Origin of the sequence: Acidovorax sp. CF316 (assembly GCF_000276605.1) — a bacterium.
Classification (GTDB): Bacteria; Pseudomonadota; Gammaproteobacteria; order Burkholderiales; family Burkholderiaceae_C; genus Acidovorax.
On record NZ_AKJX01000149.1, the window covers coordinates 1 to 3,807 of the forward strand.

1 protein-coding gene and 1 pseudogene are annotated in these 3,807 nt (G+C 59.8%); both read left to right on the forward strand.

What is annotated here, in order from left to right; all coding sequences use genetic code 11:
* Nucleotides 1-508 precede the first annotated feature (508 nt).
* A complete protein-coding gene (locus PMI14_RS18315; protein ID WP_007856769.1) occupies nucleotides 509-2,293 on the forward strand; it encodes a bluetail domain-containing putative surface protein in 1,785 nt (594 codons plus the stop codon).
* A gap of 422 nt (nucleotides 2,294-2,715) precedes the next feature.
* Nucleotides 2,716-3,807: pseudogene (locus PMI14_RS18320) on the forward strand (hypothetical protein); the annotation flags it as partial.

Sequence of the window (3,807 nt, forward strand, 5' to 3'; positions counted from 1 at the left end):
GCGCTTCGTGGACCGTGGCCTAATCGGTTAAGAGAGCCTTCTGCGAGGTTCAGCTTAGCGCTGATCCGTTGCAGGCAGCTTTCTGCAAAGCCCCCCAGGCGAAAGCCTGGGGGGCTTTTTAGTTGGCCAGTGTGGCCGGCGTGCCCATGCGGCCGATCAATGCGTGGCTTGGTGGAAAAAGAGGCTTTCGCGGCTGCTTACAGCTCTGGTACCTGGATAGATGGTTGCTGTGTGATTTACGGGATCGTTCCTCCCACTTCCGTCGTTGCTTGATGCCTGGATGTGTGCCGCGTGATATTCACAAGGCGGCGCGGGACGGGAGCCATGGATAACAGCGTGAAAACTCTTTCGGCAATGGAAACAAGAATCAATCTGGGAATGGTTATCATTACGTGTAATAATGAATGTGCAAATCTGTAACAAAAAGCACTTCACGGTGCCTACCGGCTCACCGGTCCAGTCAGGTTTGCGCCACTCTTTATCGCACTTACTGTTCCCAGAGGATTCAATGCCCGTCCAAATTTTTGGCACCGACGCAATCGTCACCACTCTGAACCGCGCGTTCAACGACCAGTCTCCCGCATACGCCGTGTACAACAATCAGGTGGCGCAGGCTGCCTCGGTGGGCGCCAACGCATTTGCCCTGTCGTTCGGCTCCGGCTTCACCACGCTGACCGAAGACCAGCTGTCCACCAAGCTGCTCACCAACCTGGGCGTGCTGCCCAACGCAGCCTTGCAAACGGCCCTCAAGGATTACCTGATTCAAGTGGGCAAGGCCAATGTTGGTATCGTAGCCCTGCAACTGGGCCAGATCCTGTCGGGCCTAGAAAACGCCACTGGCGACCAGGCTGGCTTTGCTGTCGCTGCAGTGGCATGGAACAACGAGGTGACCGCTTCGTACACCTACTCGGCCAACCCGGCCAGCACCAGTGCTTCTCCGCAGGGTTCCACCGACACCGCGGTGACGGGCGTAACCCTGTCGCTCTCGTCGGGTGATGACTTCATCTCGCCAGCCGCATCGGAAGCCAAGTTCAAGACCACGGCCAACAACGACACCATTCTGGCCAGCACCTCGGGCTTTCTGGGCAGCAGCGATGTGATCGATGCAGGTGCGGGGGTGGACTCTCTGAAGGCCACGTTGACAGCCGCCGGTGCGGATGCCCCTGGTGGAGGTGTAGGCACTCCGGGCGCGGGCTTCACGATGGCGCCCACGCTCAACAACGTCGAGAAGGTCTACATCAAGGCCAATGTGAGCGGTGGTGCTGGCAATGCAGGCGCGGGCGACGACGGTGGCGCGGGCGGCAACATCATCGTAAATGCCGCTGGTTTCACTGGCACGACCGAACTGTGGTCTGACGGGTCTACCGCTGCAGCAGGCAAGGCCGGCATTGCAGGCCTTGGCGGTGCCGCCGGTAGCATCACATTCTCTGGCATTAAGCTGGGCACGCAAGTCGGGGTGACCGGTAGCTCGGCGTCCGCAACATTCGACTTCGCGGGTGCCTCGGGCGCGGCCGATGCTGCCACCGTGGCCCTTGCCAGTGCAACGGGTGGCGCAACCCTCACGGTGGGCAGCATCGAGAATCTCACGGTGAACTCCGCTTCGGGCACCAACAACGTGGTCATTGCGGCCAATCTGACCGAAAAGGTGACCATCATGGGTGTCGGCGCGCTTACCGCCACGGTAACCGCTGCCAATGCCACCGTGATCGACGCATCGGCACTGACCAAGGCCCTGGGCCTGACGTTCACCACCACCGGCACGACGGCTGTGGCCATCACCGGCGGTGTGGGCGCTGACACGTTCAACATCACCGGCACGCTGGACGCCAAGATCACCCTGGTTGCTGGCGACGGTGCTGACACGGTCAACATCAACGCACAAGCTGCCAACAAGATCACCCTGGGTGCTGGCGCTGACACGCTGAATATCACGGGCCTAGCTGGGGTTGGCGCCAAGGACCTGGACATCAGCACGGCTTCCAAGCTGGCTGCTTCCGCAGTGGAAGTGACCGACTTCGTGAGCGGTACCGATGTACTGAATCTGACCTCCGGTTTCGGCAAGGCTGCACCTACGGGCACGCAACTGGCCAACTTTGCAGCTTCGTCGACGCTGCTGACTGCTGCCGAGCTGGCTGCCACCACCGCTGGTGCTTCTAAGGCTATCGCGTTCCAATACGGCGCTGATACCTACATCCTGGTGAACGATGCTGCTGGAGCTCTGTCTGTCAACGACAGCCTGATCAAGCTGACCGGCGTGGCTACCCTGTCGGGCGCTTCGTGGACCTCGGTCTAAGAGGTCCGCATGCAAGGCTTGGCACTGCGCTGAGCACTTGCGTCGCTTGCCGCAGAGCCAGTTGCCCAAGCGCACCTGGGCGTGTCGGGATTGTCAGGCAATCCCGGCTTTAGAACGTTTCGTTTCGATGCCACCTGCGGTATGTGGTTCTGGCGATTGCCCACCGCTGTACTTCTGCTGCCTCATTGTTGGCAATTGTGATGCTGATTTTTGAGGCAGTAGCTGGCTGTAGGGACGAAAACGGGAGGAATGATGCATCAATGGACTGTGAGGTGCCAAGTGGTGCACATCGGCGCCGAAATGGCAATGGAATGATGCGGTGAGAATGTTTGATCGTACTGCGACATAATCCAGAATCACGCTGGTGTACTTGGTAACTTAGACTTCTCCCAACCTTTTCTAATCTTTCTTAGAGGATTCAAATGCCTAAGCAAATTTTTGGTGTCGACGCGACTGTGACTATGTTGAACCGCGCGTTCAACGACCAGTCTCCTGCCAACTCTGTATACAACAACCAAGTGGCCCAAGCCACCTCGGTCGGCGCAACCCAGTTCGCTCTGTCGTTCGGCGCTGGCTTCACCAGCCTGACCGAAGACCAACTGTCCACCAAGCTGCTGACGAACTTGGGCGTGCTGCCTAACGCTGCTCTGCAGACCGCACTGAAGGACTACCTGGTTCAAGTGGGCAAGGCCAACGTCGGTATCGTTGCAATGCAACTGGGCGAAATCCTGGCCAACCTGGAAAACGCCACTGGCGACCAAGCTGGCTTCGCTGCAGCTGCTGTGGCATGGAACAACGAAGTGACCGCTTCGTACACCTACTCGGCCAACCCAGCCAACACCACCGCATCGCCTGTCGGCCCAACCGACACCGCTGTGACCGGCGTGACCCTGGCCCTGACTGCCGGCGACGACTTCATCTCGCCAGCCGCTTCGGAAGCCAAGTTCAAGACCACCGGCAACAACGACACCATCCTGGCAACCACCGCTGGTTTCCTGTCGGCTACCGACGTGGTTGACGGCGGCGCTGGCGTCGACACGCTGAAGGCTACGCTGGGCAACGTGACGGTCACGCCTACGCTGCAAAACATCGAAAAGGTCTTCCTGACCTCGACCGCAGCTTCGGAATTCATCGCTTCGTCCTCCACCGGCCTGACCGAACTGTGGGTTGACGCCACGGGCGCTGCCACGACCGTTTCCGGCGTGAACCTGGCTACCACCGTTGCCATCTCCAACTCGGTTGCTGGCTACGCCCACACCGTCAAGTTTGCTGGCGCTACCGGCGCTGCTGATTCGGCCAGCATCGTGTTCGCTGACGCCACCGGCGCCGACGAAGCGATCGTGACCGCCATCGAAAACCTGAACGTGAAGAGCACGGCCGGTACCGTGGCTGCCACGACCGTCAACGCTGCCAAGATCACGGCTGACCTGGCTGAAAAGATCACCATCACCGGTGACCAAGGCCTGACCACCACCGTGACCGGCGCTAACGTGACCGTGATCGACGCATCGGCA